A 25,552-nucleotide genomic window follows, 5' to 3' on the forward strand; every position below is an offset into this window, starting at 1 on the left:
ACCGGAGCGCACCCGACCGCAGTAGAAAGGAGCACATGGACCCGGGTCGCGCGGCAGCCAGGTTGCTTGCCGAGTTCGGGCTGCCCACAGACGTGGTCGCCGTCGACGAGGTGGGACGGGCGTGGTCCAACCAGGTGTGGTCGGTTCGAACGACCCGAGGGCACTACGCCATCAAGGAGCTGCTCAATCCGTGGGGTGACCCGCTTTGGCGCGAGTGGCTCGCGGAGGCGAGCCGCTTCGAGCTGCGCGCCGTCGATGCCGGTGTGCACTCGCCGAGACCGTTACCGACCAGTGCCGGCGATGCGCTGGTTGACCTCGACGGGCGGACCTTCCGAGCACACGAATGGATCGACACTTCCCGCCCGTGCCCCGACGGGCCTGTCTCGAAGGACATTGCCCGTGCCGTCGCACGCGACTTGGCGATCATGCATGCCCTTCACGTCGCGCCGACGCGTCAGGACGTCTTCCCGACACCAACCACCGAGACCTGTGACGCTTGGCCCGAGCTCGTCACGGAGCTGCAGCGGGTCGGTTCGCCATACGCGCAGGACGCGGAGCGGATCGTGCCCGAGGTCGCGACCATTCGGGAGTGGTTCGTCCGGCGCCCCGACGGGCGCAGGGTCATGTCGCACGGTGACATCGACCAGAAGAACCTCCTGCTCACAGACGGCACCGTTTGGTTGGTGGATTGGGACGTTGCGGCGCCGTGGTTGCCCGCGGAAGAAGCGATGCGCACGGCGATGTCTTTGGCGAGCTGGACAAGCCCGGCGATCGTCGACGTCTTCCTGTCCGCGTATTTCCGCGAAGGCGGCGACGCGTTCGAGCCGGGCGCCACCCTGCTCGCACACGACTTGCGGATCGGTCTCGACTGGCTCGATCGCTGTCTCCGCGTCGCCGCGGGACTGCTGTCGGCCGAGGACCACCGGGTCGCCGAGGCGCGTCAACAGGTGGATGCCGACTTACGCCGCTTACCTGAGCGCGTCGCGACTGCGGCAGACTTGCCACGACCGTCAACAAAGCCTCACGAATCGCTCCGGTCCCATAAGTTTGGTCCGTGAATCTCAGCTCCCCACGCGGTGTCGATGTCGTCCTCGTTCGTGAGGTAACGCCCGAGCTGCACTCTGCCGCAATCCAATTGGTCGCTGAGCTCTCTTCTTCTGCGCCTTCGCTCCGGTATGCCGCACTCGAGACCCTGGTGGCTCACGACGCCATCGACCTATTCATCGCCTCTCGAGACGAGGACGTCGTCGGAATGCTGACGTTGGCGACCTTCCCGATCCCTACCGGCATCCGGGCGTGGGTTGAGGATGTCGTGGTCTCGTCCGCCGCACGCGGGTCGGGTGCGGGTATGGCGCTCGTCGAAGCGGCAGCCGATCGGGCTCGCGAGCTCGGGGCACGCACCCTCGATCTCACCTCACGACCCAGCCGGGATGCAGCGAATCGGCTCTACCAGCGTGCCGGCTTCGAGCAGCGCGACACCAACGTCTACCGGCTGCAGCTGTGACCGATACCTTCGTCGAACAGCCCGTAATCGGATGCGAGCCGACGATTCAGCCCCGACACCCTCCTATCCCTGAATCTCATTGCCGCAGCACACGTGACTCCCCTGGACCACTCAGGAGACTTTTGGCAAACACTCATGCACATCCGATATTCATTGCTCATGCAACGATCGCTGAACCGCCCTGCCGAAGACCCGCCACCGGACGGTGAGCGACTGGTCGGTCGGAGAACTGCCGTCGTCACCGGCGCTGCCGCAATCGCCGCTGGGCTGACCGCCTGCAGCACTTCCGGAACGAGCAGTGCGACGAATCAGACGGCCAGCACCAGCGCATCGAACAAGGCAGCCCCGCCGTCGCCGCAGAGTTCACCTGCCGCCTCGAAGCCGTCCATTCTCACGTCGGACGGGCCTGACATCGAAGCCGGTCCGCGGACCAGCAGGGACATCGCGCTCACCTTCCACGGCGCCGGTCCCGCCGGGCTGGTCAGGCAGTTCCTCGACCTGCTGAAAGCACGACGGACACCGGTGACAGTTTTCGCGGTCGGCACGTGGGCCGCAGCCAATCACGATCTCCTGCAACGGATCCTTACTGACGGGCATGACCTCGGCAACCACACCTGGAGCCATCAGCCGATGCGCACCCTGACCGCCGCCCAGGCTGACACGGAGGTTTCTCGGGGTGCCGCCGCGGTCGCTGCGGTTCGACATACAGCCGGGCCGTTGTTCCGGCCGTCCGGCACGCCGACGAGCACACCGACAATCCGCGCCGCGGCGCGGGCAGCGGGTTACCATCGCTGCATCTCGTATGACGTCGACTCACTCGACTACACCGACCCGGGCGCCGATGCCGTCGTCCGCAACGTGCTCTCGACCGTCCGCGGAGGTTCGATCATCAGTCTGCACTTCGGGCACCAGGGGACGCTCGACGCCCTCCCGACGCTCTTGGACTCGTTGACCGCCAAGGGATTTCGACCGCGCACCGTCACCGGCCTGCTCGCTGTGTCAGCAGATCCCGTTGTTGTCACGCACTAGTCGCGTCGTCCTCGCCGCCGTAGCGACGACGACCCTCGCGGCATGCAGCACGACGAGCACGCCCGCGCACACCTCCAGCGCGACAGCTGCACCGGCGGCAGCCCCGCGCAAGAGCACACCGCCCGCGTTCGGGCTCGCCCCCGACGGGCTGCCGGTCTACGCCCACACGAACGGCACGGCCGACATCAGCGCGGTCGCTCGGCGGGCACGAGATCTCGTCTACGTCCCGGAGCAACTGTCCGGGCGAGTGCAGGTGATCGATCCGCACACGTTCAAGATCATCGCCACGTATGACGTGGCCGCATCCCCCGAACATGTCGTTCCGGGTTATGACGAGCGGACCCTGTGGGTCAACAGCGACGCAGGAAATCGCCTCACCCCGATCAACCCGGTCACCGGCAAGCCCGGCCGGGCGATCCCGGTTGCCTTCCCCTACAACCTGTACTTCACGCCCGGCGGCAAACATGCCCTCGTCATGGCCGAAGCACTGAACCGCATTGATGTGCGGAACCCCCACACCATGGCGCTCCAGCGCACTCTGCACGTGCCGTGTAACGGCGTCAACCACGCCGATTTCACCGCCGATCTCACGACCTTCGTGGCGTCGTGCGAGTTCAGCGGGAAGCTCCTGGTGATCAACAGCGATGCGACCAAAATCAAGAAGGTCATTGACCTCAATGCAATTCACACTCCCGGGGCGACGGACCCCAAGATGGCCAAGAGCATGGGTGGGCCGGCCGCGAGCCTGAACAAGGGCGCTTCCTCGATGCCACAGGACGTGCGGCTGGCCCCTGACGGCAGGCACTACCTCGTCGCCGACATGCTGCGCAACGGCGTCTGGGTCTTCGACGCGCGCACCTTCGCCGAGCAACGCTTCATCCCGACCGGAAAGGGCGCACACGGCATCTACCCCTCACGCGACGGCAAACGGATTTTCGTCAGCAACCGGGACGAAGGCTCGATCAGCGTGCTCGACGCTCGGACGTTGAATCCCATTGCCAAATGGCGGATTCCGGGCGGTGGGTCACCCGACATGGGCGGGCTTTCCGCGGACGGTAGCCAGCTGTGGCTGTCGGGGCGATACAACTCCGTGGTCTACGTCTTCGACACGCGCACCGGCAAGCTGATCCACCGTATTGCGGTCGACCCCGGACCACACGGTCTGCTCGTCTGGCCACAGCCCGGGCGCTTCTCTCTCGGCCACACCGGCAACATGCGCTAGTGCCGGTAGTGAGAAATAGAACAGGTACGGACGTGGGCAAAGTTACTGGTCGGGCGCGAAGCGGCTGTCAAGCAACTTTGAACGCACCGCACTCGTGAGTCAGTGGAGCACCCGCGATGATCGGGTCATCGCGTTGCCGTCGGGTCGTTTGATCCGCGGCCGAGGGCTGGCCGCACACCCGGAGCTGTCACCCGATCCCGACTTCGGTCTCTACCTGCTCGCCGACGAAGTGCGTGGCGTGCCGTGGGACCACACCTGGGTCGAATGGACCGACTTCGGGCTGCCCGTCGACCCAGCGGCCGCAAGAGAGGAACTCACGGCCGCGTGGCAGCGGGCGACATACGAACGCGTCGAGATCGCCTGCCTGGGCGGCCTCGGCCGCACGGGCACCGCGCTGGCCTGCCTCGCCGTACTCGACGGGCTGACGCCCGGCGCGGCGGTCGACCTGGTCCGCGCCGAATACGACGGTCGCGCGATCGAAACTGCTGAGCAGGTCGACTTCGTCAGCGACTTCGCGCGCTGAGCCGGCTCATTCCGACGGCTTCGCCTTACCGGGTATGACGTGCAGGACCGCCACCACGATCGCTCCAACGATCGCACCGAATACCGCTGCGCAGAAGGTGTTGACCAGCCAGCCCAGCACCGACCCGACCGCACCTGTGGCGTCGTGCACGGCGTGCTCCATATGGTGCACCAGGCTGTATGGCGCATGCCAGCCGATCTCGTCGAAGCCGACCAGCAGGATGTGCCCGCCCACCCACATCATCGCCACGATGCCCACGGTCGACAGCACCGCCATGACCTTCGGCATACCGGTGACCAGCCCGCGGCCGATCCGCTCCCGCACACCGGTCGCGCCGTCGGCCAGGGCGAGTCCGATGTCGTCCATTTTCACGATGAGCGCCACGACGCCATACACCAGCGCGGTGATCAGCAGCGCGACGACGATCAGGATCGCCGCCCGCAGGAGGAATGGCTCGTGATCGACCTCGTTCAACGCGATCACCATGATCTCCGCGGACAGGATCAGGTCTGTGCGGATTGCGCCGGAGACGACCTTCTTCTCGTCCTTGGGGCCGTCCTCGGCTTCCTCGTGGTGCCCGGTGAGCGCCTCCCACACCTTCTCCGCACCTTCGAACGACAGATACGTGCCGCCGAGCATCAGGATCGGCGTCAGCGCCCACTCGGCAAACTGACTGAGAATCAACGCGATTGGCAGAATGATCAGCAGCTTGTTGCGCAGTGAGCCGATCGCGATCTTCTTGATGATCGGCAACTCGCGGTTGGCCGACAAGCCCTCGACATACCGCGGGGTGACGGCTGTGTCGTCGACGACGACACCGACGGCCTTCGCACTCGCCTTGCCGGTCGCCGCGCCGACGTCGTCCAGCGATGCCGCTGCGAGTTTTGCCAGTGCCGCGACGTCGTCGAGCAGCGCTACCAGTCCACCTGCCATGGGCGAAGTTTATGCAGGAAACGCCCAGTAACCGGTCACCGCGACGGCCTCGTCAGTCGAATTCGAGCCCCAGCAGCGCATTTTCGACGACCTCGGCCAGTGCCGGGTGGATCCAGTACTGCCCTCGCGCGACGTCGGGTGCCGTCTGGCCGAAGCTCATTGCCTGGATCACCGGCTGGATCAGCGTGCTGGCCATCGGCCCCATCACGTGCGCGCCGACGATCAGCTTCGTATGCCGGTCGGCGATCACCTTGAAGATGCTGGTCGTGTCCTCCATCGCCCAGCCGTATGCCGTGTCGCCATACTTCTGGACTTTGACGGTGACGTCGACGCCGGCTTCGCGAGCATCCGCCTCCGTCATACCGACCGACGCGATCTGCGGGTGGGTGAACACCGCGGACGGCACGAACCGGTGGTCGAACGCCTGCAGGTCGTCGGCGTGAGTCAGGTTGTGTGCCACGACCCGCGCCTCGTGGTTCGCCACGTGCTTCAGCTGGTATGGCGAACTCACATCACCGAGCGACCACACGCCCTCGACGTTCGTTCGGCCGAACTCGTCCACCTTCACCCGACCGTCGGAATGCGTTGCCACACCAGCCTTTTCAAGACCGAGTCGTGCAGTGTTCGGCTGGCGCCCGGTGGCGACGAGCAACAACTCACCGCTGACCAGCTCCCCCGAGTCGAGTTCCAGCACGACTTCGTTCGCGGCGCCCTTGGCGCCGATGACCTTGGCGTTCAGGTGCACGTCCCATTGCCGCCCCGCCAGCGACGTGAACTCCTTGCTGATCTCCGCGTCCTCGGCCCGCAGCATCGCCGGACCGCGTGTCACGATGCGCACCTCGACACCGAGCGCGCTGAAGACGTGCGCGAACTCCGAGGCGATGAAGCCCCCGCCGAGAATGACCATCGATGAAGGAAGTTCATCGATGCGCATGACCGTGTCGCTGGTGTGGAACGGCACACCAGACTCCGAAATCACCTCGGGCACCACCGAATGCGCTCCGGCCGCGATCACCACCTGGTCAGCCGTCACCTCCTCGACCCGGTCGCCGACCTGCACACGCAGCTCGCGCGGCCCGACGAACTCCGCATGTCCCTCGTATGCCGTCGTATTCGCGCCGTTCTCGCGGTATTCGCGGCCACCCGCCTCGATCGGGTCGATCCGCCCGAACACACGGTCCCGTATGTCGCGCCACCGCACGCCGTCCAGGGTCGCGTCCACGCCATACCGACCGGACCCGCGGATCGTGTCCGCGACCTCCGCGGCATACACGAACATCTTGGTGGGGATGCACCCCACGTTGAGACACGTCCCGCCGAACAGCCCCTCCTCGATCACCGCCACGCGCTTGTCGTCGAAGTCGGGCGTCACGAGCGAGTTGCCGGAGCCGGTGCCAATGATGGCCAAGTCGAAATGCGTCACGAACAAAGCGTATGCCGCGCCGAAAACAGCCCTGGTCCCGATACACCTCCTCCGCTGCGCTCCCCCGGCACCCTTCGATACGCCGCTCGTTCCTCACGGCTACTCAGGACGGCGCTCGACCCGCTCGACTCGTATGGCGAGATGGATGTTCACATATTGGACAACACGGAGGATCCTTGCGGCATGACGGAGAGCACCTACTGGCGACGCAATCTCGTTGTCTGCGTGGGTGGTTCGTTCACGACGATCGTGGCGATGACCATGCTCATCCCCTACCTGCCGATCTTCGTGGAGCAACTCGGGGTCCACGGCCAAGGCTCGGTGCTGCGCTGGTCGGGCATCGCGTATGGCGCAACGTTCTTCACCGCGGCGCTCGCCGCACCGCTGTGGGGAGCGCTCGGTGACCGCTTCGGTCGCAAGTCGATGCTCATCCGCGCCAGCCTCGGTATGGCGATCGTGATGTCCTGCATCGGCCTGGCGCAGGACGTCTGGCAACTCGTCGGACTGCGTCTGCTGACCGGCCTGCTCGGCGGTTACGCCTCGGGCTCGACGATCCTGGTTGCGGCGCAGACGCCGAAGGAACGCAGTGCGTGGGCGCTCGGGGTGCTGTCCGGCGGGGTGATGGCGGGCAACATCGTCGGACCGCTCTTCGGTGGCTTCGCGCCGGCGCTCATCGGCGTACGCACCACGTTCCTGCTGGCCGGCGTCCTGATCTTCCTGGCGTTCATAGCGACCGCGACGCTGCTGCACGAGGATCACACACCGAAATCCCCGCAGCACCAGCACAATCGGGTCGCGTGGTCGCAGCTGCCGCACCGCGGGACGATCCTCATGCTGCTGGTCACCTCGAGCCTGCTGCTGTTCGCGACGATGTCGGTGGAGCCGACCATCACGCTCTTCGTCGGCGAACTGTCCGACACCGAGCACGCCTCGTTCGCCGCGGGCATCATCATGGCGCTCGGCGCTGCTGGCAGCATCGCGTGCGCTCCCCGGTTGGGTCGCCTCGCCGACCGGATCGGACATCTGCCCGTTATCGTCGGGTCGCTCGCCGCCGCCGGCCTTGCGCTCCTGGCGCAGGCCGCCGCACCGAACGTCGTGGTGCTCGCGGTGTTGCGCCTGTTGATGGGCGCCGCCCTCGGCGGGCTAATGCCGGCGATCATCGCGGCAATCCGGCACCGCGTCCCGGACAACGTGGTCGGCCGGGTTCTGGGGCTCTCGGTCTCTGCGCAATACGTCGGTCAGGTCACCGGACCGCTGATGGGCGGGTATGTCGGAGCCCATCTGGGCCTGCGACCCGTCTTCGCCATCACCGCCGTGGTGCTGCTGGCCGTGGCCACCGCCGACCTCGTGCTGATCCGACGACGTCCGGCAGCGGCAACCGCGGACTACTGATCGGACGTGCGGTCGCGCAGGTCGGCGACGTGCGGCGACACTGCCGGATCGACGCCGAAACCGAGGGCGAGGTAGGTCGACGCGAAATCGGTCAGTGCCATCAGCTCCGCCAGACGGGCGACGGGATGCCCTGCGGTAGCGGTGGATTCGATGACTCGCGCGCCGGCACCACGAGCGGTGCCGAGCACCGCCTCGGTGAGCGAACGGGCTGCATCGCTCTCCGGTGTCGGCGGCTGAAGGGGCGCATCGCGCAACATCATCAGGCCGAGCTTCGGCTGTGCGGGCGCATCCAGGAACGGGTCGGCGAAGATGTCGGCCTGGCGCGCGCCGGTGGCACCCGACCCGCCGCCGGCGGTGAACGGTCCGTCGAAGCAGGCGACGACCTGCGATGCCGCATCCGGCAGCTCTCCCCACGTCGCGGGAATGCGTGCGGTCTGCGCCAGCATCGTCGCAGCACGTCGCGCCGCAACACCGGCCAGCGGCCCGTCACCGAGCACGACGGGCACCGTCTCGGCGAGTTGCACCGCGATCAGCTTGGCGGGGTTCACGAACGATTCGGAGGACGGCCGGCAGGCCTCAGCCTGCTCGTCGAGCCGGGACGCGACGTCGGGAAGGACCGACTGCGGGACGTCGATCAGGCCGAGACCGTCGCCCGCCATCAAAACCGGAGTCAGCAACGACCACAACGAGGTTCGCGACGATGTCCGGCCGTGTCCGACACCGATGTGGACGCCGCGGGCGCGATGACTGACCTCCGCCAGTGGTGAGTCCTCGGCCCCGACGGTGAGCAGCGCGGCACCGCGACGGGCCGCCTCCCGGGCGACCGCGACGGGCCCCTCCGCTCGTCCGGACAACGACACCGCGATCACCAGGTCGAGCGAGCCCACCCAACCGGGCAGCGGCAGGTTGCGACGAACCGTGACCGGCACCGGCGACGACGGCTCAGCGAGCATCTCGAGCACATCGGCAACAACAGCACTGCCACCGAGTGCGGCCACCACGACCGACCGCGGCCGTTCACCGTAGGCAACCCGGTCGATGCCGCCCTCGGTCGACAGCGTCACCGCCTCGCGGACCTGCGCTCCGGCGGTTGCGAGCGCACGCAGTGTCTCTCGGGAGTCCCGGCGAGCGAGCTCGTCGGGATCGTCGAGTACTGCTTCATCCAGAGAAGGCATCGTCGACGACGAATCAGACTGTGAAGACTCGGGACTCGTCGGCCAGCAGCACCGGCACGCCGCCGTCGATGCGATAACCGCGCCGCTGCCCGGGTGCGCCGCAGTCGGCGGCACACTGCAACTCAGGCGACCCGTCCGGGCCGGTGGCGTCGACCAGCTCGTGCAGCCCGACGGGGCAGCGCAGGATCTCGCGTAGCCACGGGTCAATAGTCATGCTCATGCCTGAATCTCCTCACGGATCTGCTGCAGGGCGCCGTCGCGCACGGTCTCCATCGTCGCACGGTCGGCGGCTTCGACGTTGAGACGCAACAGTGGCTCGGTGTTGCTCGCTCGGACATTCAGCCACCACATCGGCTCACCGACGTGCGCGATCGTCAGGCCGTCGAGGGTGTCGGACTCGATCTCGCCCTGCTGTCGCGCCCATTCGCTTACACGCTCGGTCGCTGCTGCCCCATCGGCCACCCGCGAGTTGATCTCGCCCGAGGCGACATACCGGCTGTATGACGCAACCAACTCCGACAGCGGCCGGTCCCCCTCGCCGAGGGCAGCCAGCACGTGCATTGCGGCGAGCATCCCGGTGTCGGCGAACCAGAAGTCCCGGAAGTAGTAGTGCGCGGAGTGCTCGCCACCGAATATCGCCTGGTGTGAGGCCATTTCGGCCTTGATGAACGAGTGACCGACGCGAGTGCGGACCGGCTGGCCACCCTGCTCGGCGATGATCTCGGGGACCGCGCGGGACGAGATCAGGTTGTAGACGACCGGGACGCCGGCACCGGCTTTCGCGATCTCCCGGGTCGCGACCAAAGCGGTGACCGCAGAGGGACTGACCGGCTCACCGCGCTCGTCGACCACGAAACACCGGTCGGCGTCTCCGTCGAAGGCGAGCCCCACGTCGGCTCCGTGCTCGACGACAGCGCGCTGTAGGTCCCGCAGGTTCTCCGGTTCCAGTGGATTGGCCTCGTGGTTCGGGAACGTCCCGTCCAACTCGAAATAGAGCGGCACGACTTCAAGAGGCAGCTGGGGCAAACCTGCCCCGGTGTCGAGCACCGCCGGGGCGGTGTGTCCGCCCATGCCGTTGCCGGCGTCGACGACTACCTTGAGTGACCGGCTGCCGGACAGGTCCACGAGTCCGCGCAAGAATTTCGCGTAGTCGCCCAGCACGTCTCGGTGAGTGATCTCACCGACGACATCCGCTGCCGGCGGCGCGCCGGCCGGGTCGTCCAAGCGGGCCTGTGCGATCTCGGTGATCTGGGTGAGGCCGGTCTCTCGGCTGACCGGCCGAGCGCCCGAGCGGCACAGCTTGATGCCGTTGTATTGCGCGGGGTTGTGGCTCGCCGTGAACATCGCGCCTGGCAGGTCGAGCGCACCACTGGCGTAGTAGAGACCGTCGGTCGAGCACAACCCGATCTGCACCACGTCGACGCCGACGGACGCCGCTCCACGGGCAAACGCATCGGCAAGGCTCGGTGAGCTCGGGCGCATGTCGTGGCCGATCACGATCGCAGTCGCACCGTCCGGGACCGCGACCACTTGGGCGACGGCCGCACCGATCGCAAAAGCCACGTCATCGTTCAATTGGTCGGGCACGAGGCCGCGAACGTCATACGCCTTGCAGAAGTCGGCGAGTCGAGGCGATGTCACAAGGGACGAGCCTACCGGGACGAGTCCAGGCCCCGCAGCACGGTCAGCACCGGTCGCCCGGCCTCGGTCGGCGGCACGTCGGGCGCCGGTGGCGGTGCCGCCGCAGCGCGTACCGCATCGGCCAGCGCGAGCAGGTCATCGGGAGTGGGTTCGGGCTCCGACAGGTCGATCGCCAGGCGCACGACGTCCCAGCCGCGCGGCGCGGTCAGCCGCGTCGTGTGATCGGCACACAGGTCGTAGGTGTGCGGCTCGGCATAGGTCGCGAGCGGCCCGAGCACAGCAGTTTGATCGGCGTAGACGTAGGTGAGGGTCGCGACCGCACCGGACTTGCAGGCGGTGCGGGAACACAGGCGCTTCACTCTCGGACCAGTCACGATGCTCGACTCTAGGACACCGGGCGCTTCGGTGGCAGGTCGGCACGCCGTCGAGACAGCGGATCGAATCCGGTTGGCATCTCGAATCTGGTTGGCACCGTTAGAGTCATCACTATGAGCGTCGATCGGCACGGTCGCGGTTTTCGCGGCCCCCTGGCCTGGCCACCGGTGCCTGCCATGCGCAGTAGATCGGCACAGTTCGACGAGCTGGTGCTGGATGGCGTGGAGAGTCTCGAGGGACGGCTGAAGCGCAGCCTGGACGGCATCGAATTCGCGGTGGAGGACGTGCCGTCGACCGATCCCCCACCGTGGGAGGCCGATCTCGCCCTCGGGCGGGCACACCCGGCCCAGCGCGGCCGTGCTGCCCGCGTGGTGCTCTACCGCCGACCGATCGAGTCACGCGCCGCGGAGGACGCCGACCTCACCGACCTGGTGTGGGAAGTCCTTGCCGAGCAGGTCGCGCACGTGATCGGCATACATCCCGACGACCTGGAGGACTGATGTCACGGGCCACCGACCCACCACCGCTGATCCCCGGGCTGCCGGGGATCGCTCGCCAGCCGGTCCTGGTCACCGGCGGCACCGGCACCATCGGTTCGCGCGCCGTGCTGGAGTTGCTCCGATCCGGTGTCCCCGCAAAGGTTTTGACGCGTATGCCGGGCCACGCGACGACCGGTGCCCAGGAGATCGAGGGTGACCTCGCGACTGGCTCCGGACTCGTCGAAGCGGTCGCCGGAGTCCAGTCGGTGATCCATTGCGCGAGCAACGCCGCGCACAGCCAGGACGTCGACATCGACGGCACGGCACGCCTGTGTGAGGCGCTGGCCGCGCACAATCCCGATGCCCGGCTGATCCACGTGTCGATCGTCGGCTGTTGGGATAACCCACTCCCCTATTACCGTGCCAAGGCTGCCGCCGAGACCGCGGTCACCAGCTCCGGTCGCCCACACGTCATCGTGCGCGCCACCCAGCTGCACGAGTTGGTGCGTCGCCTGGTGGGTGGCCAGCTCGCAGGGTTCGGGGTCGGCATGCGTCGGCTCCGCTTCGCGCCGATCGAATCCCATTGGCTGGCAACGCAATTGGTCGATCACGCACTCGACGAGACACCTTCGGTCGCAACCGCGGAGTACGCCGGGCCGGAGATCCTGACCGCTCGTGAGCTGGCCGTCCTGACCGCGCACGTCGAAGGGCGCCGTGCACCGCGTCAGGTGCGGCTGCCTGCGGTGGGCGGCACGATGCGCCGGTTCGCCGAGGGTTCGAACCTGCCGGGTCCGAACGCGGTTCGGGGCGGCGCGACGTATGCGCAGTGGTTGTCCGAACAGCAGTCGTGAGACCCGACTGGTCAGCCGCGCGCGGCCACCAGTCGCTTCGTGGACTGGCTGAGCGGCGTCTGTTGCAACGGCACCGTGGCGAGTAGGGCTGCGTTGTCGCGCCGCCCACCGATCGTCAGGGTGGCGTGCACCTGACCGCCTCGCGCGGGTCGCACCCACACCGCCACAGCACCCTCGACGCCGACCACAATCGGCCGATCTGCAGGAACCTCAACAGTTTTGGTGTCGGTGCCGGACGCTGTCACCGTCACGACGTCGGCCTTGGTCCGCGTCGGCGCGGTCAGCATGAGCGCCGTCGAGCTGCCCGGTATGCCGACCGGCACCGCAATGCCTGCAGGACCATTGGCGGCTGCCACGGCCGGTGACCACGCCAGGTCGGTCGTGCCGGAGCTCGCGGTGCGACTCATCGCCGCAGCGGCGACCGGGACGTCGCCGGTGACCTGCACGTCATAGCTGCCGGTCGGGAGGCCGGTCAGTGGCACGGCTCCCGACGTCCCGGCAGGGATCGTCGAGACCTTGTCGAACGCAACCTCGCCGGAGGGGCTGATGGCACGCACCCGAACGATCCCCTCAGCCTTGCCGGGCACTGCTACCCGAACCTCGGGAGCTGCACTGGTCGCCGAGACCCCAGGAATGTCAAGCTCTTTCGCCGGTATGACGGGCGAGCTGGTCGTGTCTTCACCGACCGGCGTCTCACCGTCCAGCCAGGAGTCGGTCAATGATGCCGACACGCCTGCGCCAGTTGCGGTGAGATGTATGGCGGCGGACGCCAGCGACGAGCCGAAGTCGCCCAGCACCAGGGTCTTGCGCTCGCCCGGTGCGAGGACCGTGCCCGTGACCGTCGCGGCCGCATCGACCCCGCCGGTGCCGACCACGGTTGCGTTGACGGTCGTCGCGGTGGCTCCGGTGTTGACCAGAACGAGGCGGGCGACCCGCCCTTTGGCGTCGCCGCCTCCGAAGTACCAACCGTCCTGGACGGGCGAGCCGCACGGAGCGACGGCAAGCCCTCGCGCCGTCACGCTGTGGTCGACTTGGGTCTGCGTGGCGACGAGCCCGGTGGCCAGTCCGCCCTTGCCGACGACTGTGCTCGCGACCCCGGCCGGCAATGCGGCGTCAGTGGCTGCGCCTCGTGCCAGGTGAAGCTGCTGGGTGTCCTTGCCCGTCAGAGTGACCGACCCACCGGACGCCGGCGAGACCAGCCAACCGGTGGGGGCGGACGCGACCTGCACCTGCCCGGCCGACTCGGCTCCGGTGCACGACAGCGAAACGTCGCTCAGGGCGCTGGATGTGGTGTCTGCCGCGACCTGCCGCACGTCGGCAGGTCGACTCGCATCAGCGGTGTCGGTCACCTGGGTCGCTCCCCATACGAGACCGGTACCGGCAGCAACCGCGACTGTCGCGCGAACGACTCCGAAGACCTTCACAGCGTCCTCCGTGAACGACGGTTGCCGAACGGAATTGCCAGGAACAGCAACAGTCCGGTGAAGATCCCCTGACCAAGCGTGACGGCTGAGTGTTGTATGCCGGGATCGATCGACAGGCGCCCACCGGAAGCAGGCATCGGATAGGAGAGCCTGCCGTCGGTCACGACCGGCTGCACCCGATGCCCGTCGATCGTGACGGTGCCGTGGTTGCGCCAACCGACGCCCTCGGCAATGACCAGGTCGCGGCCGGCAGGACCTGCCGGGATGCTGGTGCGTGACCGGGCATGCGCGACCGTCGACGGCACGGCGTCGATCGCTTGGCCGTTCTGCTCCAGCCAAACTCGGCTGCTGGCCACCACCACGGCGCCGCCGTCGGCGATCGCTGGGTCGACGCGCCATACCGCTGCGCGGGATGCACGGGAGATCTGGGTCAGCCCGGCCACGCTCTGCAACCGGTCGGTGATCGCCGAGCGAGAACCGGGTCCGTCGACGATGACGAATCCGACGGCGAGCGCCCGAAATTGTCCGGTGGCCGCGTCGGCTTGATCGGGTTGCAGCAATGCGGTCGCAGCCTGGGCGGTTTGGGTGCCTCCGCTCGGCACGGGCTGCCGCAGCCCGGTCGCCGGAAGGCCGGTCTCGCGACCGGTCAACTGGTAGGTGATTGTCCCGGAGTCCGAGATGGTCAGTCTCAGCAGTCGAACGGCGCTCGGACCGGTCAGCTGCGCGGACACGACGCTCGGAATCCCCGAGGGGTGGGCCGCAGGGACGCCGTGGGCTGGCCCTGCCATGCGGCGAGGCCGGCGATGCCCGCGAAGACGACGCACGCGGCGGCCGTGACGCCCACCGCCAGCCGGTGCGCGAGTTGGGGAGCGCGCGCGGAGCGCTCGGCGAGCAGGCCACGCAATCCGACCAGTCCAGCCGCGATCAGTGCTGCGGCGAAGACGTCGAGCCCGAGACCCGCCCAGGGCGTGCGCACACCGTCGGACCACTGCACGAGGTGTAGGTGTCCGGCGGCCAGGCCGGCAGCCAGGCCGAGCAGCCCGACCAGCGCGAGCCCGGTCGATGCCTTGCCGAAGCCGGACCGAACCAGGCCGGCGACTCCGAGCACGAGCACCGGGACGCTCGCCCAGACGGTGTAGGAACCGGGACCGGCGGGGTGCAGGAGCAGTAGGTGCCACGCCGGAGTCGTGTGCAGGGTGTCGAGACCGCCCGGACCGGCCAGCACCGCTCGCCAGTCACCGAACAGCGCCCGGGTCCACCAGCCGAGCACGACCCACGGCAGCACCGCGACGGCCAGGCCGCGCAGCCGCGCCCAGCCGGGACCGATGACGACAACGCCCAGGGCCACCAGCGAGATCACGATCAGCAACGCCGGGGCGAACGAGCCGATGACCGCGGCGACCAGCACGGTGCCGCAGGTGACCGGGACACTGGCCCGTCGGCGACCGATCTCGAACGCACCGGCCAGCGCGAAGGGAAAGAGAATGTGCGCCACCACGGGTCCCAGCCGACCGGCAGCGACCGCGGTGGTGAGCGTGGGCAACGTCGCCCACGCGAGTGCCGCGGCTGCGCGCGGCCAGCGCGCGTGGGTGGCGATACGGCCGGCCCGATAGGCGACCAGCCCGGACAGCGGCATGGCCAGCACCAGCAGCCAGGTGACGACGGCAGCGGCGGAGGCGGCACCGTGGACGCCGGGGATCTGCTGCGCGGCCCAGGCCAGCGGGGCCAGCACTACGAGGTATGGCGTAGCGGATCCCGCCTCACCAAGGCCCGGACCGGTCCAGGCGTCACGCCACATCCGCCATACGCCAGAGGCATCGGTGGTGAACGGTTGCAGCGCACCGCCGGTCAGCCCGTTGCCGGTGCCGCGGATCGCTCCACCGGTGATGAGGTCACGCCAGCAGACCCCGGCGGCGACCAGCAGCACGAGCACGACCCACAGGCCGGGGTTGCGCAGCACGCCGGTGCGGCCGGCGATGGGCGCGGGCATCGACTCGGCGTCGCGGGAGACCGGCCCGGTCTCGACGGGCTCGGTGGCGGGTATGTCGCGACGGGTCGCCTCGGGCGTGATCGCGTCGCCGATCGTTGCGACAGCGTGCTCCATGGCGCCGCGCCACGGCACGAAGATGGTGCTCAGGTTGCGGCGCCTGGTGCTGGCCCGGCCGATGAACCGCCACCGGGCGCCGACGATCCGGATGAGACCGAACGGCGCTGTCGCTTGCGCGAACTCGGCCAGCGAGCGCCGGGGACGCTTGAGCAACAGCATCAGCACGCCGAGGAAGGCGCTGCTGAGGAAGACCCACAGGGCCATGAACGGCAGGCCGAGCAGCGAACAACGAGCGAGCGCGACCTGACGGTGGCTGCGCAGGGTGCGAGGGCTGCGCGGAGCCGGGCGATCGACGTCACTGTCCTTGCCGACCAGGTCCTGGTGGGCTCGGGCGCTGGGGACGACGATGACCTGGCGGCCGACGAGGTGGGCGCGCCAGGAGACGTCGAGCCCGTCACCGTCGCCATCGAAGGCGGGGTCGAATCCACCGAGGCTGAGGTAGACGTCGCGGCGGATCAGCATGCCGGCACTGCTGACGCCGAGCACGTCGCGGCGATCGTCGTGCTGACCCTGGTCCGGCTCACCCTGCATGCGCGAACCGACGTGCCGACCGGTGCGGGTCAGGTCGATGCCGACATTGACCAGCCGGGTCGGGTCGTCGCTGTCGAGCACCTTGCAGCCGGCGATGCCGATGCGGTCGCTGCCGGCGACGACGGTGCTGAGCTCGGCAAGCGCCTCAGGATCGGGGGCGGTGTCCTCGTGCAGCAGCCAGAGCCACTCGTCGCGATCGCGGGGGCGAACCGGTCGTTTACGGGCGCGACGACGCGGGCGCAGGGCGACCACGGCGTCCTCACCCGGGTCGGGCAGCGCGGTGACTGCGGTGTCCACGATCTCGGCGAACGGGGTGCCCGCAGGAACGGTCACCACGGAAAGCGCCCAGCCGGCGTCGCCGATCGCGGGGTTCTCCGCGAGCATCCCAGGCAGGTCACGCCCCTGGGTCGCGTCGATGACGATCAGCCGATCCGGCAGGCGGGAGGAGGCGACCAGTGCCTGCAGCGTCTCGACGAGTCGTGGGTGATCACTGTGCTGCACCACGAGCAGCGCGGTGACAGCAAGCTCAACGGGGTCATCGTCGGTCGCCAAGGGCCCGGCGCTGATCAGCTCGGCTGCGTGCCGGGTGGGCTGGGCTTGTGCTGTGGTCAGACTGCCCGCTTCTTCAGCTTGCGACGCTCTCGCTCGGACAAACCGCCCCAGATTCCGAAGCGTTCGTCGTGTGCGAGGGCGTATTCGAGGCACTCGGACTTGACGTCGCACCCGATGCAGACCTTCTTGGCCTCACGAGTGGACCCGCCCTTTTCAGGGAAGAACGCTTCGGGGTCGGTCTGTGCGCACAGCGCACGTTCCTGCCACGAAAGCGCCGTCTCTTCTTCTTCTTGCTCGAGCCCCTCGTGCAAGAGGGTCAAAACTGTGAACTCCTGCACGGCTCCTCCTCCGTTGTCGGTACAACCTGACGGAGCTAATTACACGCGTGTCATTCCGATACGTCAAGCCCGCAAGTGTGCTAACTATCGTTCGCAGACTTCCGCAGCGGCAACGCTTTTCGTCGCTCGGGCGGCCGCGTCAGCCCGAGCCGAGCGTGCGACCATTGGTCAATGCGCATCACCGCTCTCGCTGGAGGTGTCGGCGGAGCCCGATTCCTGCGCGGCCTCCTGCACCACCTGTCCGGCCGGTCCGACGGCCCGCACTCCGTGACCGTCATCGGGAACACCGGCGACGACATCACACTCTTCGGCCTGCGGGTGTGCCCGGACCTCGACACGCTCCTCTACACACTGGGCGGCGGCGTGCACGAGTCCCAGGGCTGGGGCCGCGCCGACGAGACCTTCGCCGTGCAGGGCGAGCTCGCGGCATACGGAGCACAGCCACAGTGGTTCGGTCTCGGCGATCGCGACTTCGGCACGCACATCGCCCGCAGCCAGTGGCTCGGCCAAGGTATGACGCTCAGTGCCGTCGTCGAACGCCTGGCGCAGCGCTGGAAGCTGCCGGAGCAGGGCGTGACCCTGCTGCCGATGACCGACACTCCCGTCGAGACGCATGTCGTGATCGAGGACGAGGACGGCTCCGAGCGCGCGATCCACTTCCAGCAGTGGTGGGTGCAGCACCAGGCACAGTTGCCTGCCAAGCGGTTCGTGGTTGCGGGCCTCAATCAGGCCGCCGCCGCACCGGGCGTGCTCGACGCGATCCGCACCGCCGACCTGGTGCTGCTGCCGCCGAGCAACCCGGTCGTCTCGATCGGCATCATCCTCTCGGTGCCGGGCGTGCGCGATGCGATGCGCGGCACCACGGCTCCGGTCGTCGGCGTCAGCCCGCTCGTCGGCGGCGCCCCCGTGCGTGGTCACGCGGACGCGTGCCTGTCCGCCATAGGTGTTCCCGTCACCCCCGACGGCGTCGCCGGCCTGTATGCCGACTTCCTCGACGGATGGCTGGTCGACAAGGCCGACGAGGCATCGATGACCGGCACCGAGCCGGCCATCCGGGCGATCCCATTGCTGATGACCGACATCGACGCCACGGCCGAAATGGCTTCGGAGGCAATCGAACTCGGCCTTTCGCTGCGTCGATGATCATGACCCGATGATCACGATCCGCCCCGTCGGTTTCGACGTCGAGGTGACACCGGAGATCGATCTGCCGACAGTGCTCGCGGATCAACTGCGACCGGTCCTTGCCCCTGGCGACATCGTCGTCGTCACCAGCAAGATCGTCTCCAAGTGGCTCGGCCTGTATGCCGCCACCGGCGTCGACCGTGCCGATCTTGTTCTGCAGCAGTCGCATTCGGTCGTCGCGGAGCGCGCGACCGCCGACAGCATCACCCGAGTCGTCCACGCGACCGCCGGACCGGTGATGGCCGGAGCCGGGATCGACGCCTCCAACTCCGATGACGAGCGGCTGCTGCTCCTGCCCGACGATGCCGACTCGGTCGCCCGCCGATTGCGCGGCGACCTGGCCCGATCGCTATGCCGGACAACGGATTTCGCGGTTGTCCTGTCCGACACGTCTGGGCGTGCGTGGCGCGGCGGACTGACCGACTTCGCCCTCGGTGCGGCCGGGCTGCGCCCCATCGACGACCTCCGCGGGCGGGCGGACACCGCGGGGCGTGACCTGGCCGTCACCATCCGCAACATCGCCGACGAAGTGGCGTCCGCGGCCGATCTGGCGAAGGGCAAGGTCGACCGCGTGCCGGTCGCCGTGCTCTCCGGCCTGGATGCATTCGTCGACGTCGAGGACGGCCCCGGAGCAGCTGGTCTCGTTCGCACCGGACCGACCGACTGGTTCGGACTGGGTCGCGCCGAAGCCGTCCGGGCCGCGCTCGGCGTGGCACCTGGCACTCCCCTGGCCGCCGAGGTGGGCATCGAGTCCGTCCTCGACGAGACCTTGCCGGACCGCGTTGCGCGTGCTGTGCGGGTCGCCCTCGCCGACGGTGGCAATCCTGTCCAGGTCGACCTGGCCGAGGTGGTCCACGGCGCTGGCGCCATACGCCTGCGGAGCACGGATCTCGTTGCGCTCGGCCGGTTTTGGGCGCGGCTGGAAGTTGCGTTGGCGGGTGAGCGGCTCAGCTGCTCGGCGCGTCGCGACGCTGCGGACGCGGTGAGGATCGAGGTCGCGGAACCGCAGGACTGACGGGCTCAGCCGACCAGCTTCTCGATGCCGTCGAGGATGAGCCCGAGACCGAACCTGACGTCCTGATCACTCGGGAACGGTTCGTCATCCTCGAACACGCCGGCCGCGAGAGCCGTTGACACTGCAGGGTATTCGTCGGCGGTGACCACTGTGCTCAATGCGCGCGCCCAGCCGCTGCCGTCACCGTACTGCTGCGCCTGCGTGACCATGCTGCGAACGAAGCCGTCGACCACGAGCAACGCCGACGCAGCCGGTTGCGGGCCGAGGCCCGTACTCCCGATCACCTGCATCCCGCTGTCCATCCAGGCGATGGAGTTGGGGCCGGCCGGTGGCCCCTCGAAGTTGATCTCCAACACCCACGGGTGGGCACGCAGTTGTTTGAACTCGGCTCGGGCCCAATCGCCTACCTGCCGACGCCAGCCGGCCCGGGTAGATCGTGTCGGCGGCCGCCCGAGTGCCGTGTCCCCGGCGACAGCGACCAGGTCGCGATGGGAGTCAACATGGCGATAGAGCGCCATCGTCGTGAGCTTCAGCTTTCCGGCAACGGCCGCCATCGTGACTGCGTCAAGTCCACCTTCGTCCGCGAGTTCCATTGCAGTGGATGCGATCTCGTGGATCGTCACGCTGGGCTTCGGTCCGCGCCGCGGCTTGTCGACCGCACCCCACAGCGCCCGCACTCCGCGGCTCAGCTCTGGCTCGTCCATACCCGACTCCGATGCGCTCGAGAAACAACTCTTTACATCGTACACAGTGATGGTTTACATTCTGTGTCTGTAATACACAGTATGTGTCGTACGCATTTAATGAGGAGCGAACCATGCAGACAACACTTCCGGCCGCGACACGACAGCCGGGGCGCAAGGAGTGGCTGGCGTTTGCGGTGCTGGCCCTTCCCCTCCTGCTCGTCTCGATGGACGTGTCAGTGCTCTACTTCGCCGCACCTGGGATCAGCCGTGACCTGCACGCCTCACCCACCCAGCAGCTGTGGATCTTCGACATCTACGGCTTCGTGCTTGCCGGCGTCCTCATCACAATGGGCGCGGTCGCCGACCGGGTCGGTCCCCGACGGCTGCTCCTGATCGGCGCCGTGTGCTTCTCGGCGACGTCCTTGCTGGCTGCCTTCGCCGGCAGCGCGAACCAGCTGATCGCCGCCCGCGGCATCCTCGGGATCGCGGGCGCGACGCTCATGCCGTCGACGTTGTCCATGCTGCGCTCGCTGTTCCCCGACGAGCGGCAGCGCGGTCAGGCGATCGGTGCCTGGACCGGCATCATGACTGGTGGCGTCGGGCTCGGCCCGGTGTTGAGCGGCCTTCTGCTGCAACACTTCTGGTGGGGTTCGGTCTTCCTGATCAACCTGCCCGCGATGGCCCTGCTCCTCGTCCTCGGACCGGTGCTGCTCCCCCGCGGAGACCAGCGTCCCGCGAAGCTGGACGTGCCCAGCGCGGTCCTCTCCTCGCCGGTGTGCTGCCGACGATCTTCGGCATCAAGCTGTGGGCAGCAGACGGTTTCGATGTGCGCTGGCCCGCCTGCATCGTCGTCGGTGTAGTGCTCCTCGCGGTGTTCGCGCACCGGCAGTTCCACCACGAGCACGCGATGCTGCCACCGGCCCTGTTGCGCAACCGCAGCTACTGCGCCGCGCTGGCCGGGAACATGGTCTGCACCTTCGCGCTCGTCGGCAACGCGGTGCTGCTGACGGCATACCTGCAGCTCGTGCTCGGCAACGGACCTCTGACGGCGGCCCTGTGGAGCATCGTGCCAACGGTCGGCGTGGCAGCAGTCGCACCGTTCGCGGCGCCCCTCGGTGTGCGGCTCGGCAAGCCGGTCGCCGCCGCGCTGGGGCTCCTGCTCGCCGCGTGCGGCTTCGGCATCCTGCTGACCATCGGGACGTCGTCGCTGTTGACCGCGCTCGTCGGGGGTGGCGTGCTCGCCGCGGGTCTGGTCGTCACCATGACGCTCGCCAGCGAGTTGGTCCTCGCGACTGTCGACGCGGGGCAGGCAGGCGTCGGGGCGTCGGTCTCCGAGGCGGCGAGTGAGCTGGGTGGCGCACTCGGGATCGCGGTCCTCGGCAGCATCGGCGCCGCCGGTTACCGGGCCCGTGCGCAAGCCGAGCTACCGCCATCGCTCACGAAGGGACCGGCAGGCAGCTCGCTGGCTGAGGCGGCCGGCTTCGCGGGTGGTCTTCCACGCACGATGGGCGATCAGGTGCTGGCGATCGCCCGTGGCTCCTTCGTCCACGGTATGCACCTGGCCGCAGTCGCGGGAGTCGTGCTCCTGGTCGTCACTGCGGCAAGTGCGTGGGTATGGCGAGCCGCGCTCCATGCCGGGGAGCGCCCAATCGCCCTGCCATCACCAGGTATTGGACGCGATAGCGGTGCCCGGCATACGGGCGCAGCAGCTGCTCCAGACCTACGTCATCGACAGCCGCACCGGTCAGCGCGTGACCAATGTCCTTGGCCACATGATAGTCGCCGTAGCTGACCGCATCGGCATCTCCGGCAGCACGCTGCATCGTCTCCGCCGCAGTCCACACCCCGACACCCGGCACGGATCGCAAGCGCTGCCAGGCCTTTTCGCGAGGCAACATGCTGCACTCCTCAAGTCGTGGTGCGACTTGCAGCACCCGTTGCACGGTGTCGGCCCGGCGCCCGTCGACCCCGGCGCGCAGCCACTCCCAGGACGGGATGCGCCGCCACGCCGCGATGTCCGGGGCAACCATCAACCGCATTGACGCGATCACCTCGGCCGGGCCGGGGGCCGGTTCGCCATACCGACGGACGAGTTGCCGGTAGGCGCCGAACGCCTGCTTGCCGGTGACGCGCTGCTCGATGATCGCGGGGATCAGGCTGTCGATGACCAGTCGTGACCGCGCGACCCGCCAGTGCTGTTGCTCCTTGGCGACCTGACGGAGCGTGTCATCGTGCACCCGAAAATCACCGGGGTCGTCCGCCGCACCGAGCAGGTCGGGCAAGCCGGACAGCAACCACTGCGAGCCGGGTCCCCACGCCTGAGCGACGATCCGGTCGCCCTGCTGCGCCGGCTCCTGATGGAGCCGCAGCGTTCCCGGACCGCCAGGAGTGCGGGCGGTTCGCCATACAACTCCGGGAGCGGTGTGGAAGCTCGGGTCACCCGATCCGTGGCGATAGGTGGCCAGGATCGCGCCGAACGGGACTTGCCGCCCGGGCGCGAAGTCGGCCGTTGCCGTGGGCGGTGTGGTCACCGCCGCCGGAAGGTGAGCAGCGCCAGCCCGAAGTTGCCGTTCTCAGCGGCCGCAACGGTGTTGGCCTGCCGGCCCTCCTCGAGAGCCAGGTCGCCGACCAGGGACAGGCCCTGCTCGTCGGCGCGAGCCACCAGCGAGCGCACGTCGGCGACCGCGATGCCGCCGGCCTCGCGGGGACCCAGCCGCAACGAGATCATGATCAGCCCGCCACGACGTAGGGCCGCCGTGCCACGGGCGAGGTCCTCGTCGACGGTGGCCGGGTCGCTGGAGTGCGGGTGCAGCCGGACGACCAGATCGACCGAGCCCGCGTCGATGTCGGTGCCCACCACATCGGGTCGCATCACATCGACGGCGAGCGGTGCGAAACCGATCTTGGTCGCCCACCGGGAGAAGACCGACCGGGTGCCGGCGGTGTCGACGATCACCGAGTGCCGGCGACCGTCGTCGACGACGCGCAACAGCGCGGCCAGGGCACCGAAGGCCGCCCAGGCACTGGTGTCGTCGAGCGTGCGCGCGAGCCCGAGGCGGCGCGCGGCTTTGCGGGCCAGCCGCGCCTCGTCACCGTCGAGCAACAGCCCGGTGCTGCGCACTCCGTTGAAGTCGGCGGCCCGCAGCGAGACCTTCTGCTCGACGGGGCGCGGCAGCTTGGCCGCGGTGTCCTTGGCCGCCTGCCGGGCACGACCGACCACACGCTGAACTGCTGGAGAACCGGAGAGACGAGCCGCTGAGGAGTGGACCTTCACCCTTCGACTCTAACCGGAGACGGTGACAGGCGAGGGCAGATAATGGCTCAGCAACCCGCGTTGCACTGTGCCGAGTGCCGTTTCGAGATGCTCCATTCCCGGTGTCACCACCCGTGTCGTCGCCATCCCGTGCAGGGCAGCGAGGTTGAGCAGCGCGGTGCTCGTGCCCCCGATCGCACCCGACGCGCCGACGACTTCCGGGTTCAACTCGGCCGGTAGGTCGCCGTCCAGTGTCTCGAAATCGCGGTATCTGCCGCGGTCCTCCGCCGGGTGCGGGCACACCACCAGGCGCTTGCCCCGCCGGCGGGTGTCCACCGCGATCCGCTCGACGTGACGCAGGTGGGCCGTCTCGTCGAGCGCGCCGATCTCGACCCATGGCGAGCTCAGGAAGATCACCCGATCGTCGCTCGGGTCAGGTCGTCGATGACCGACATGGGCGCCGAACTCGGCTCTGATGCGCGGCTCCAGGGCGAATTCGCGGCGTGCGTCATACATTGCGAATCGGGTGCTGGTCAGCCCGCGGACGGCACCTTCGACGGCCAGCGCTCGCGTGGTCGTCCACGGCTCCTTGATGCCCTGCCGGCGCCAGGCCGCACGTCTGGTGCGCCAGTCGCCATACGTCCCGAGGCCCTCGTCGGTGACGACGGTGCGGATCGGACGTCTCGGTGCGGCACGGCGCATCGTGAGCCAGGCCCGGATGCCCGGCGCACCGACCGACAGATAGGTCAGCGGCTCGTCGGGCAACTCCGCGAGCGCTCCGACAGAGTCGACGATCCGCAACTGCGCACCCGTCGGCAGCGCGAGGAATCTGCGTATGTCGTCCGTGCCGACGTGCGCCTTGCCCAGGAACCGGCCGCCCTCGAGGTAGGTCACGCGCAGCGGGCCTTCTGCGCCGCGAAGGTATGCCGCGAGGTGAACCAGATGCGTGCGACTGCGCACACCGCTGATGACTGCTTCCAAGGTCACACCACCGGTGGCCGGCCGACGCGGGCCAGCCGACACACCGTCCGCCAGGCCATCGGTTGCCGGACACCGGCGTCGGTGCGGACGCCTTCCACGAATCCCCCGATCCAGGTGCGCAGCGCCCGATGGTCGTGCACCCGGACCACGGTCACGCCGGTCCACACGGTGAGGTAGACCGGCACCAACGGCGCCGGAAGGTTGCGCTTGGCGACCCAGACCCGGTTGCGAGCGTTCGTGTGGAAGTAGACCTCGTGACGTGCCGCCGGCGTCGCCGGGTGATGTATGACGATCGACGGCGCGTACTCGATGCGCCAGCCCACGTCGGCCAGCCGCCACGCGAGATCGACGCCCTCGTGACCGAAGAAGAAGTGGCCGGGCCAGCCACCGACCTGGTCAAATGCCTTGCGGCGCACCAGAACTGCCGCTTCCCAGAACCACGCCACCGGGCCGGGCCGGCCGCCGTTGCGTACCTGGAAGCGCGGAACCCATCGACGCGGTGACGGCTTACCGTCGGGGTCGACGCCGCGCGGCTGGACGACCGCGATCCGGTCGTCGGCGCGGAGTTTCGCCGCGAGTTCGGCGATCACATCGACGGTCGGGAGCGCCGCGTCGTCGTCGTAGAAATAGATGAACTCGCCGCGGGCTTCGCGCGCAGCGACGTTCCGGCCCTCCGGAATGCCGACGTTCTCAGGTAGGTGCACGCTGCGCACCCAGTCCGGCAGGCCTTCCGGGCGCCAGCCGTTGCCCACAACTACGACATCGAGCACAACACCTTCTTGTGCTCGAAGGGTCGCCAGTGCGTGACGCAACTCGGCCGGACGGTCCCCCATGTGCAACATCGCGACACCAACAGTGGGCAACGCCGAGGACGAATCCGGCGTGCCGACAGTGCCTTCCACCCAATGACTCCCTTGCCATCTCCCTGCACGA

At 68.4% G+C, this 25,552-nt stretch carries 26 protein-coding genes and 1 pseudogene; 12 read left to right on the forward strand and 15 right to left on the reverse strand.

Features of this window, described 5'->3' with window-relative positions:
- Nucleotides 1–35 precede the first annotated feature (35 nt).
- The 5 genes from ACFQDH_RS22115 (at nucleotide 36) to ACFQDH_RS22135 (ending at nucleotide 4,278) form a co-directional block, all read left to right on the forward strand.
- On the forward strand, nucleotides 36–1,058 hold the full coding sequence (locus ACFQDH_RS22115; protein WP_382404515.1) for a phosphotransferase: 1,023 nt from the start codon (nucleotides 36–38) through the stop codon (nucleotides 1,056–1,058).
- Nucleotides 1,055–1,504 (forward strand): GNAT family N-acetyltransferase, encoded by a 450-nt coding sequence (locus ACFQDH_RS22120; RefSeq protein ID WP_382404516.1) that lies wholly within the window; start codon nucleotides 1,055–1,057, stop codon nucleotides 1,502–1,504. The genes ACFQDH_RS22115 and ACFQDH_RS22120 overlap by 4 nt, the downstream gene beginning before the upstream one ends.
- A gap of 159 nt (nucleotides 1,505–1,663) precedes the next feature.
- Entirely contained in the window at nucleotides 1,664–2,533 is an 870-nt protein-coding gene (locus tag ACFQDH_RS22125) for a polysaccharide deacetylase family protein (protein WP_382404517.1), read from the forward strand.
- A complete protein-coding gene (locus ACFQDH_RS22130) occupies nucleotides 2,520–3,755 on the forward strand; it encodes a YVTN family beta-propeller repeat protein (RefSeq protein WP_382404518.1) in 1,236 nt (411 codons plus the stop codon). The genes ACFQDH_RS22125 and ACFQDH_RS22130 overlap by 14 nt, the downstream gene beginning before the upstream one ends.
- A gap of 94 nt (nucleotides 3,756–3,849) precedes the next feature.
- Nucleotides 3,850–4,278, forward strand: coding sequence for a protein-tyrosine phosphatase family protein (locus tag ACFQDH_RS22135; protein WP_382404519.1), 429 nt, complete (start codon nucleotides 3,850–3,852; stop codon nucleotides 4,276–4,278).
- Nucleotides 4,279–4,284: 6 nt separating this feature from the next.
- Here the strand turns inward: ACFQDH_RS22135 and ACFQDH_RS22140 are convergent, their stop codons facing one another.
- Nucleotides 4,285–5,211, reverse strand: coding sequence for a DUF808 domain-containing protein (locus ACFQDH_RS22140; RefSeq protein WP_382404520.1), 927 nt, complete (start codon nucleotides 5,209–5,211; stop codon nucleotides 4,285–4,287).
- Between the two features lie 52 nt (nucleotides 5,212–5,263).
- Complete coding sequence (locus tag ACFQDH_RS22145; protein WP_382404521.1) at nucleotides 5,264–6,634, reverse strand: mycothione reductase; 1,371 nt, start codon at nucleotides 6,632–6,634, stop codon at nucleotides 5,264–5,266.
- A 183-nt stretch (nucleotides 6,635–6,817) separates the two neighbouring features.
- On the opposite strand from ACFQDH_RS22145, the gene ACFQDH_RS22150 reads away from it, so the two are divergent.
- Entirely contained in the window at nucleotides 6,818–8,026 is a 1,209-nt protein-coding gene (locus ACFQDH_RS22150; protein WP_382404522.1) for an MFS transporter, read from the forward strand.
- Here the strand turns inward: ACFQDH_RS22150 and ACFQDH_RS22155 are convergent.
- The 4 genes from ACFQDH_RS22155 to ACFQDH_RS22170 are packed head-to-tail and all read right to left on the reverse strand — an operon-like array spanning nucleotide 8,020 to nucleotide 11,216.
- Nucleotides 8,020–9,201, reverse strand: a complete 1,182-nt coding sequence (locus ACFQDH_RS22155) for an SIS domain-containing protein (RefSeq protein ID WP_382404523.1) — start codon at nucleotides 9,199–9,201, stop codon at nucleotides 8,020–8,022. The two genes, ACFQDH_RS22150 and ACFQDH_RS22155, sit on opposite strands and share 7 nt — an antisense overlap.
- Nucleotides 9,202–9,214: 13 nt before the next feature.
- Nucleotides 9,215–9,421 (reverse strand): Trm112 family protein, encoded by a 207-nt coding sequence (locus ACFQDH_RS22160; protein WP_382404524.1) that lies wholly within the window; start codon nucleotides 9,419–9,421, stop codon nucleotides 9,215–9,217.
- Nucleotides 9,418–10,842: a phosphomannomutase/phosphoglucomutase gene (locus tag ACFQDH_RS22165; protein WP_382404525.1), complete on the reverse strand. Its 1,425-nt coding sequence runs from the start codon at nucleotides 10,840–10,842 to the stop codon at nucleotides 9,418–9,420. Before ACFQDH_RS22165 ends, ACFQDH_RS22160 begins: the two co-directional genes overlap by 4 nt.
- Before the next feature lie 11 nt (nucleotides 10,843–10,853).
- Nucleotides 10,854–11,216, reverse strand: a complete 363-nt coding sequence (locus tag ACFQDH_RS22170) for a DUF3499 domain-containing protein (protein ID WP_382404526.1) — start codon at nucleotides 11,214–11,216, stop codon at nucleotides 10,854–10,856.
- Between the two features lie 114 nt (nucleotides 11,217–11,330).
- On the opposite strand from ACFQDH_RS22170, the gene ACFQDH_RS22175 reads away from it, so the two are divergent.
- Together ACFQDH_RS22175 and ACFQDH_RS22180 are read left to right on the forward strand one after the other, a co-directional pair.
- Nucleotides 11,331–11,717 (forward strand): metallopeptidase family protein, encoded by a 387-nt coding sequence (locus ACFQDH_RS22175; RefSeq protein ID WP_382404527.1) that lies wholly within the window; start codon nucleotides 11,331–11,333, stop codon nucleotides 11,715–11,717.
- The gene (locus tag ACFQDH_RS22180) at nucleotides 11,717–12,547 is read left to right on the forward strand and encodes an SDR family oxidoreductase (protein ID WP_382404528.1); all 831 of its coding nucleotides are present in this window, start codon (nucleotides 11,717–11,719) and stop codon (nucleotides 12,545–12,547) included. The genes ACFQDH_RS22175 and ACFQDH_RS22180 overlap by 1 nt, the downstream gene beginning before the upstream one ends.
- Before the next feature lie 11 nt (nucleotides 12,548–12,558).
- Here ACFQDH_RS22180 and ACFQDH_RS22185 read toward each other — a convergent pair whose 3' ends face one another.
- From ACFQDH_RS22185 to ACFQDH_RS22200, 4 genes are read right to left on the reverse strand one after another with little or no spacing between them, the layout of a single operon-like run.
- The gene (locus ACFQDH_RS22185; protein WP_382404529.1) at nucleotides 12,559–13,971 is read right to left on the reverse strand and encodes a DUF5719 family protein; all 1,413 of its coding nucleotides are present in this window, start codon (nucleotides 13,969–13,971) and stop codon (nucleotides 12,559–12,561) included.
- Nucleotides 13,968–14,702, reverse strand: a complete 735-nt coding sequence (locus tag ACFQDH_RS22190; RefSeq protein ID WP_382404530.1) for a hypothetical protein — start codon at nucleotides 14,700–14,702, stop codon at nucleotides 13,968–13,970. Before ACFQDH_RS22190 ends, ACFQDH_RS22185 begins: the two co-directional genes overlap by 4 nt.
- Nucleotides 14,687–17,161, reverse strand: coding sequence for a glycosyltransferase (locus tag ACFQDH_RS22195; protein ID WP_382404531.1), 2,475 nt, complete (start codon nucleotides 17,159–17,161; stop codon nucleotides 14,687–14,689). Before ACFQDH_RS22195 ends, ACFQDH_RS22190 begins: the two co-directional genes overlap by 16 nt.
- Nucleotides 17,162–17,217: 56 nt before the next feature.
- Nucleotides 17,218–17,499 (reverse strand): WhiB family transcriptional regulator, encoded by a 282-nt coding sequence (locus ACFQDH_RS22200; protein WP_382404532.1) that lies wholly within the window; start codon nucleotides 17,497–17,499, stop codon nucleotides 17,218–17,220.
- A gap of 171 nt (nucleotides 17,500–17,670) precedes the next feature.
- On the opposite strand from ACFQDH_RS22200, the gene cofD reads away from it, so the two are divergent.
- Both cofD and ACFQDH_RS22210 read left to right on the forward strand, forming a co-directional pair.
- Entirely contained in the window at nucleotides 17,671–18,642 is a 972-nt protein-coding gene (gene cofD, locus ACFQDH_RS22205; RefSeq protein ID WP_382404533.1) for a 2-phospho-L-lactate transferase, read from the forward strand.
- 10 nt (nucleotides 18,643–18,652) lie between these two features.
- Complete coding sequence (locus ACFQDH_RS22210; protein WP_382404534.1) at nucleotides 18,653–19,699, forward strand: coenzyme F420-0:L-glutamate ligase; 1,047 nt, start codon at nucleotides 18,653–18,655, stop codon at nucleotides 19,697–19,699.
- A gap of 5 nt (nucleotides 19,700–19,704) precedes the next feature.
- Here the strand turns inward: ACFQDH_RS22210 and ACFQDH_RS22215 are convergent, their stop codons facing one another.
- Nucleotides 19,705–20,403 (reverse strand): TetR/AcrR family transcriptional regulator, encoded by a 699-nt coding sequence (locus ACFQDH_RS22215; RefSeq protein ID WP_382404535.1) that lies wholly within the window; start codon nucleotides 20,401–20,403, stop codon nucleotides 19,705–19,707.
- Nucleotides 20,404–20,516: 113 nt separating this feature from the next.
- On the opposite strand from ACFQDH_RS22215, the gene ACFQDH_RS22220 reads away from it, so the two are divergent.
- A complete protein-coding gene (locus ACFQDH_RS22220; protein WP_382404536.1) occupies nucleotides 20,517–21,245 on the forward strand; it encodes an MFS transporter in 729 nt (242 codons plus the stop codon).
- Between the two features lie 47 nt (nucleotides 21,246–21,292).
- Nucleotides 21,293–21,793, forward strand: a pseudogene (locus ACFQDH_RS22225) (MFS transporter); the annotation flags it as partial.
- 184 nt (nucleotides 21,794–21,977) lie between these two features.
- Here ACFQDH_RS22225 and ACFQDH_RS22230 read toward each other — a convergent pair.
- Genes ACFQDH_RS22230 through ACFQDH_RS22245 form a run of 4 tightly spaced genes read right to left on the reverse strand, consistent with a single transcriptional unit; the run spans nucleotide 21,978 to nucleotide 25,521 of the window.
- Nucleotides 21,978–22,916, reverse strand: coding sequence for a DNA-3-methyladenine glycosylase family protein (locus ACFQDH_RS22230; RefSeq protein WP_382404537.1), 939 nt, complete (start codon nucleotides 22,914–22,916; stop codon nucleotides 21,978–21,980).
- Nucleotides 22,913–23,659, reverse strand: coding sequence for a hypothetical protein (locus ACFQDH_RS22235; RefSeq protein ID WP_382404538.1), 747 nt, complete (start codon nucleotides 23,657–23,659; stop codon nucleotides 22,913–22,915). Before ACFQDH_RS22235 ends, ACFQDH_RS22230 begins: the two co-directional genes overlap by 4 nt.
- 9 nt (nucleotides 23,660–23,668) lie before the next feature.
- Nucleotides 23,669–24,619 (reverse strand): hypothetical protein, encoded by a 951-nt coding sequence (locus ACFQDH_RS22240; protein WP_382404539.1) that lies wholly within the window; start codon nucleotides 24,617–24,619, stop codon nucleotides 23,669–23,671.
- A 2-nt stretch (nucleotides 24,620–24,621) separates the two neighbouring features.
- Nucleotides 24,622–25,521 carry a glycosyltransferase family 2 protein gene (locus ACFQDH_RS22245; protein ID WP_382404540.1) on the reverse strand — a complete coding sequence of 300 codons (900 nt, stop codon included), beginning with the start codon at nucleotides 25,519–25,521 and terminating at the stop codon, nucleotides 24,622–24,624.
- Nucleotides 25,522–25,552: the final 31 nt, after the last annotated feature.

Source organism: Flexivirga alba, assembly GCF_042661025.1.
Lineage (GTDB): Bacteria > Actinomycetota > Actinomycetes > Actinomycetales > Dermatophilaceae > Flexivirga > Flexivirga alba.